This window comes from Acidisphaera rubrifaciens HS-AP3, assembly GCF_000964365.1.
Classification (GTDB): domain Bacteria; phylum Pseudomonadota; class Alphaproteobacteria; order Acetobacterales; family Acetobacteraceae; genus Acidisphaera; species Acidisphaera rubrifaciens.
This window is the reverse complement of the sequence record NZ_BANB01000089.1, coordinates 1-4895: the sequence shown is the minus strand read 5'-3', so window position 1 is coordinate 4895 and position 4895 is coordinate 1. Positions and strand designations below refer to the sequence as shown.

6 protein-coding genes and 1 pseudogene are annotated in these 4895 nt (G+C 69.9%); 2 read left to right on the top strand and 5 right to left on the bottom strand.

What is annotated here, in order from left to right:
* Together B8460_RS20815 and def are read right to left on the bottom strand one after the other, a co-directional pair.
* Positions 1 to 125, bottom strand: a pseudogene (locus B8460_RS20815) (methionyl-tRNA formyltransferase); the annotation flags it as partial.
* Positions 126 to 136: 11 nt separating this feature from the next.
* The gene (def, locus tag B8460_RS03585; protein ID WP_048860202.1) at positions 137 to 682 is read right to left on the bottom strand and encodes a peptide deformylase; all 546 of its coding nucleotides are present in this window, start codon (positions 680 to 682) and stop codon (positions 137 to 139) included.
* Positions 683 to 805: 123 nt separating this feature from the next.
* Here def and B8460_RS03580 point away from each other — a divergent pair, with 123 nt between their 5' ends.
* Together B8460_RS03580 and B8460_RS03575 are read left to right on the top strand one after the other, a co-directional pair.
* The gene (locus tag B8460_RS03580; RefSeq protein ID WP_048860201.1) at positions 806 to 1291 is read left to right on the top strand and encodes an Hsp20 family protein; all 486 of its coding nucleotides are present in this window, start codon (positions 806 to 808) and stop codon (positions 1289 to 1291) included.
* A 100-nt stretch (positions 1292 to 1391) separates the two neighbouring features.
* Positions 1392 to 1652, top strand: coding sequence for a DUF1150 family protein (locus B8460_RS03575; RefSeq protein WP_241771095.1), 261 nt, complete (start codon positions 1392 to 1394; stop codon positions 1650 to 1652).
* Positions 1653 to 1724: 72 nt separating this feature from the next.
* On the opposite strand, the gene hpf is transcribed toward B8460_RS03575, so the two are convergent.
* From hpf to lptB, 3 genes are all read right to left on the bottom strand, one after another.
* Positions 1725 to 2330: a ribosome hibernation-promoting factor, HPF/YfiA family gene (gene hpf, locus B8460_RS03570; RefSeq protein WP_048860200.1), complete on the bottom strand. Its 606-nt coding sequence runs from the start codon at positions 2328 to 2330 to the stop codon at positions 1725 to 1727.
* Positions 2331 to 2483: 153 nt separating this feature from the next.
* Complete coding sequence (rpoN, locus tag B8460_RS03565) at positions 2484 to 4004, bottom strand: RNA polymerase factor sigma-54 (protein ID WP_048860199.1); 1521 nt, start codon at positions 4002 to 4004, stop codon at positions 2484 to 2486.
* Between the two features lie 63 nt (positions 4005 to 4067).
* The gene (gene lptB, locus B8460_RS03560) at positions 4068 to 4841 is read right to left on the bottom strand and encodes an LPS export ABC transporter ATP-binding protein (RefSeq protein ID WP_048860203.1); all 774 of its coding nucleotides are present in this window, start codon (positions 4839 to 4841) and stop codon (positions 4068 to 4070) included.
* Positions 4842 to 4895 lie beyond the last annotated feature (54 nt).

Genomic DNA, 4895 nt, shown 5'->3' with positions numbered 1-4895 from the left:
GCCTGGCCGCGCCCGGCGGGACGGGGCGGCTGCGTATAGGCGGCGGCGATCGTGTGACCCGCTGCGTGCAGGGCCTGCAGGGCCGGGACGGCGAAGGCCGGGCTGCCCATGAAGGCGAGCCGCAGCGCGGCGGTGCTCATCCGCCGTCCCGCTTCTGCCGCTGCTCCTTGGCCAGCCGGCGCAGCAGCATGTTGCGCTTCAGCGGCGAGAGATGATCGACGAACAGCACCCCGTCGAGATGGTCGATCTCGTGCTGCAGGCACACGGCCAGCAGCCCGTCGGCCTCCACGTCGTGGCGGACGCCGTCGAGGTCGGTGTAGCGCACCCGCACCTGCGCCGGGCGGGTGACGTCGGCGTACTGGCCGGGCAGCGACAGGCAGCCTTCCTCGCGGGTCGCCGTCGCCTCGCTCGCGGCGACGATCTCCGGGTTGACCAGCACCATCGGCGCCGGCCGGTTGTCCGGCATCAGGTCGATGGTGACGAGCCGCAGCGATACGCCCACCTGCGGCGCGGCGAGGCCGATCCCGGGGGCCGCGTACATGCTGGCGAACATGCGCGGCACCAGGCCCCGCACCGTCTCGGCGTCGTCGGATGTGACGGGGCGCGCGCGCCGCCGCAGCACCGGATCGGGAACCAGCCGGATCGCCAGGCTTTCAGACGGGTAGGGGTGAGACGTGTCCACGTGCCGGAAATAGGCGTGGCAGTGGGAGGCTTGCAAGCCGTCGCGGCACTGCCAACATCCCTCGGGCCGGCATGCCGCTCTCGGGTGCCGGCACCGCTTCGCTCCGATCCGAGGAGGCCGCCCATGACGACCCGCGTTTTCACCTCGCCGCTGTTCCTGGGTTTCGACCATCTCGAGCAGATGCTTGAGCGGGCGTCCAAGACGGCGTCGGACGGCTACCCGCCCTACAACATCGAGCAGACGGGCCCCAACGGGCTGCGCATCACGCTCGCGGTCGCGGGCTTCACGATGGACGACCTGCAGATCACGCAGGAGGACAATCAGCTCGTCATACGCGGCCGCCAGCAGGATGACGGCCATGGGCGGGTGTTCCTCCACCGCGGAATCGCGGCGCGTCAGTTCCAGCGGGCATTCGTCATGGCGGAGGGGATCGAGGTGAAGGGGGCGTGGCTCGACAACGGCCTGCTGCATGTCGATCTCATGCGCCCGCAGCCGGAAGTGCGGGTGCGCACGATCGAGATCGCCCGTCCGGCGCGCAACGGCGCCGCCGCGGCGCCGCGCGAGGCGGCGGGCAACGGGCGGGTACTGGACGGCCCGGGCGGGTCCTGACCGCCCATCGAGGCAATCGACGGGACGCGGCGCGTCCCGAACATGACGCGACCGCCGCATCGCCACCGATGGGATGCGATGGTCGGCAAGGAGAAGACCGATGAACGCACGTGAACAGATCGACATGCAGCCGAGCGGTCCCAGCGCGGCCGTTCACTTCGATCCGCATACGATTTCCGTCGACCAGCTCGCCCGGCTCGGCGTCTCGCAGATCGCCTATGTCAAGCCGGTGGTCGTCAACGGCGCCACCGCCTTCGCGATCTTCGGGGCCGACGGGACGCCGATGGCGGTGACCGAGGACCGGGATGTGGCGATCGCCGCCATCCGTCAGCACGAAATGCTGGCAGCCCTGGTGCACTGACGCCCGGACGACACGCGGGACAGGCGACGCGGCCGCCGAGCGCGGGCCGCGTCGCCGGCAACACCCGGCGCGTCAGCGATCGCGGGCGGCGCTGGTGTCGATCCAGCCCACATGCCCATCCGGGCGGCGATAGACCACGTTCAGCTCGCCTGACGAACTGTTGCGGAACATCATCACCGGCTGATCCGCGAGGTCCATGCGCATGACCGCCTCGCCGACCGATAGGAGCGCGATCTCCGTCGGATATTCGGCGACCACCGTGGCATAGGCGGAGGATAGCGACACGTTCGCGCCGGCGTCGCTGTTGGCCGCCGGTATCTCGTCCTCGTGGCGCAGCACGTATTGCCGCGCGGGCTCCGGGCGTTCGCGATGCGCGAGGTCGCGGGCATGCTCGTTGACGCGGCGGCGATAGCGACGCAGGCGCTTGGCGATGTGCTCGGCGGCGTCGTCGAAGGCGGCATGCGCGTCCGCCGCCTCGCCCTCGCCGCGCAGCGTCAGTCCGCGACCGGCATGCATGTTGATGTCGCAGGTGAAAAAGCTGCGCGCGCGGCTGAAGGTGACGCCGACCTCCAGCGCATGGTCGAAATACTTTCGTGTGATCGTATCTAGGTGTTCGACCACGCGGGTACGCAGCGCATCCGACAATTCGACCTGTTTGCCGGAAACCGTGATCTGCATGCTGACCGTCTCCCGCCCTTCGAGGGGCTTTCGGTGGGCGCGCGCACCGTGCGGCGCCTGGGTGTCCGACAGGCCGGCAGCCGCCCCCGCATGTCTGTCCGTGCGGCCGCCCTCTTTGCGCGCCGCGCGACCCTCCGTCCGGGTCCAGACGGGTCAGGCCGGCACGGCCTTCTCCCGCTTGCGCTGGACCGAACTCGGGATACGCAGCGCCTCGCGGTATTTGGCCACGGTCCGCCGCGCGATGTCCACGCCTTCGCGCTTCAGGGCGGCCACGATGGCATCGTCTGACAGGATGTCGTCAGCGGTCTCGGCGCTGACAAGGGCGCGGATGCGATGGCGGACGGCTTCCGCGCTGTGGGTCTCGCCGCTGGTGCCGGCGATCGCGGTGGTGAAGAAATACTTGAGCTCAAACGTGCCGCGCTGCGTCGCGATATACTTGTTGGCGGTGACGCGGCTGACGGTGCTTTCGTGCATCTCCACCGCGTCGGCGATGTCGCGCAGGATCAGCGGCCGCAGATGCGCGACGCCGTGGCGGAAAAATCCGTCCTGCTGGCGTACGATCTCGGCGGCGACCTTGAGGATGGTCTGCGCCCGCTGCTGCAGCGACTTGACCAGCCAGTTCGCGGTCTGCAGCCGTTCGGCGAGGAAGCTGCGCTCCTGCCGGTCCGCACGCGGCACCACCTTGGCATAGAAGCTCTGGTTGACGAGGACGCGCGGCATCGTCGCCGGATTGAGCTCCAGCATCCAGCCGCCGTCGGGCGTCGCACGCATCAGCACGTCGGGGATCAGGGCGACCGCGGGAGCGTGGTCCCAGGCCGCGGCCGGCTTCGGGTCGAGCGCCCGCACCTCGGCGACCATCTCGGCCATGTCCTCGGCATCGACGCCGCACACGGTCATCAGCCGCCGCATCTCGCGCCGCGCCAGCAGATCGAGATTGTCGAGCAGGGCCGCCATCGCCGGGTCCAGCCGGTTCTTTTCCGCAAGTTGAGCCGCGAGGCATTCGCGCAGGTCGCGGGCGAACAGGCCGACCGGATCGAAGCGCATCATCCGCGCGCGCACGGCCTCCACGCGGTCGAGGTCCACGCCCATCGTCCGCGCGATCGCCTCCGGCGCCGCCGTCAGCCGTCCGGCCGGGTCGAGCAGCGCGATCAGATGCGCGCCGATCAGCCGGTCGGCGGCGTCGCCGAAACTCAGGCGCAGCTGCTCGCCGAGATGGTCGCGCAGGTTGCGCGGGCTTTCGACCAGATCCTCGATGCCGCGGTCATCGGTGGCGAAGTCCGCCCGTCCGCCGCGTCCGCCGTCCATCCCGCCGCCGAGGCTGCCGCCCATGCCGCCGTCGGGCGCGCCGTCGGCGACGCCGCCCGCGTCATAGGTTTCCGCATGGTCGAAATCGAGCGGCGTCTCCGCCGCCGTCGGCAAAGTCTCTCCGCGCACATGATCGGCCGCGTCGGCGACGCCGTTCGCCACCGGCCGCTGATCGATCGCCGCGCGCTCGACATCCGGCAGGTCCGGCCGCTCGTCGCGTTCGAGCAGGGGATTGCGCTCGAGCTCCTCCTCGATGAAGCCCGCGACCTCCATGTTCGAGAACTGCAGCAGCTTGATGGCCTGCCGCAGCTGCGGCGTCATCACCAGCGATTGCGTCTGCCTCAGATCGAGGCGTGGTCCGATGGCCATGGGTCAGTTCAGCCCGGATCGAGAAAACGGCACGGCGGGGCGCGCGATCGTCGCCATGCGATCCTACAGACTGAACCTTTCGCCGAGGTAGACGCGACGCACGTCCTCGTGCGCCACGACCTCGTGCGGCCGTCCCTCCATCAGCACCTGGCCATCGTGCATGATGTAGGCGCGATCGATGATCTCCAGCGTCTCGCGTACGTTGTGATCGGTGATGAGCACGCCGATCCCGCGATGCTTGAGATGCGACACCAGATCGCGGATTTCGCCGACCGCGATCGGGTCGATGCCGGCCAGCGGCTCGTCGAGCAGGATGTAGCCCGGCTGCGTCGCAAGCGCCCGGGCAATCTCAAGCCGCCGCCGCTCGCCGCCGGACAACGCGAGTGCCGGGGTGCGGCGCAGATGGCCGATGCCGAACTCCGACAGCAACTCGTCGAGCATCAGCCGCCGCTGCTCGGCCGAGGATTCGACGACCTCAAGTGCCGCCATCACGTTCTGCTCGACATTGAGGCCGCGGAACACGCTCGCCTCCTGCGGCAGGTAGCCGATGCCGAGGCGCGCGCGGCGATACATCGGCAGCGTGGTGATGTCGGCGCCGTCGAGGGTGATGGTGCCGGTGTCGGGCTTCACGAGGCCCACGATCATGTAGAACGTCGTGGTCTTGCCCGCCCCGTTCGGACCCAGCAGCCCCACCGCCTCGCCGCGGCGGACGTTGATCGACACGTTGCGCACGACCGGCCGCTTTTTGTACGTCTTGCCGACCCCGTGGGCGCTGAGGCCGGAGGTGAGCGCGACGCCGCCGGGCACGAGGCGCAGGTCGACCTGCCGCGGGTCCATCGGCCGCCCATCCGTCTGGCGCGGGTCGGCCGGCCGCGGCTCCGGCGGGGGCTT

Bases quoted from the DNA above. Each gene is read 5' to 3' on its own strand.
- B8460_RS03580 (WP_048860201.1), top strand. From the start codon at position 806: ATGACGACCCGCGTTTTCACCTCGCCGCTGTTCCTGGGTTTCGACCAT.
- B8460_RS03575 (WP_241771095.1), top strand. From the start codon at position 1,392: ATGAACGCACGTGAACAGATCGACATGCAGCCGAGCGGTCCCAGCGCG.
- hpf (WP_048860200.1), bottom strand. From the start codon at position 2,330: ATGCAGATCACGGTTTCCGGCAAACAGGTCGAATTGTCGGATGCGCTG.
- rpoN (WP_048860199.1), bottom strand. From the start codon at position 4,004: ATGGCCATCGGACCACGCCTCGATCTGAGGCAGACGCAATCGCTGGTG.
- lptB (WP_048860203.1), bottom strand. From the start codon at position 4,841: ATGGACCCGCGGCAGGTCGACCTGCGCCTCGTGCCCGGCGGCGTCGCG.